This is a genomic window from Rhizobacter sp. P2_H3 (assembly GCF_056403355.1).
The window spans coordinates 1-707 of the sequence record NZ_JBFUFQ010000535.1; the positions used below are offsets into that span (position 1 = coordinate 1).

The following is a 707-nucleotide window of genomic DNA, read 5'->3' on the forward strand; positions in this document are numbered from 1 at the left end:
GGCCGGCGGCGCGCGCGTCACGCTCACCTGCGGCGCCAACCTGTTCGTCAACGTGCGGCCGGTCATCGTGTCGGCCGCAGCGGGCGGGTCGGCCGGCTCGGCRCGCGGCGCGGCAACCCCGTCAGCAGGCCCCGCCACCTCGGCCGATGGCGCGGCCGAGACCGTGTCCTGGGTGCTGTCGCCCGACGGCACGCCCGACACGGACGACGCGCTGTCGCAGCCGGTGCAGGTGGCCGCCGGCCGCGCGCTCCAGATGTGGATGATCTTCTGATGCGGCCGCCACGCGCGCCTGCCGTGCGGCTCGTGTCGTCGATGCTGCTGTTTGCACTGTCGTTCGCGCTGTGGGCCATCCCCGCCACCGCCGGCGTCTTCACGATCTCGCCGGTGCGGCTGCACATGGGCCCGCGCGACCGCGCCGTCGCGGTCGCCCTCGGCAACGACGGCGATTCGCCGCTGGTGCTGCAGGCGGAGCTGTTCCTGTGGCGCCAGGATGCCGCCGGCGCCGACGTGCTGACGCCCACCGACGACCTCGTGCTGGCGCCGCCCATCGTCAAGCTCGATCCCGGTACGCGCCAGGTGGTGCGGCTGGCGATGGTGGTGCCGCGCGACGCCACCCGCCAGCTCACCTACCGCCTGGTCATGCGCGAGGTGCCGGAGGCGCTGCCGGCGGCACCCGGCGTCAGCGTGCCGGTCGCGCTGGCGATGAG

The 707-nt window shown here is 75.1% G+C and carries 2 protein-coding genes; both read left to right on the forward strand.

Annotated elements, in window-relative coordinates; genetic code table 11:
* The coding region (locus AC1D1T_RS32890) for a hypothetical protein (RefSeq protein ID WP_477993560.1) at positions 1–271 on the forward strand (271 nt) is incomplete at its 5' end.
* Positions 271–707: fimbrial biogenesis chaperone (locus AC1D1T_RS32895; protein ID WP_477993562.1), on the forward strand; the 437-nt coding region annotated here is incomplete at its 3' end. The genes AC1D1T_RS32890 and AC1D1T_RS32895, both read left to right, overlap by 1 nt.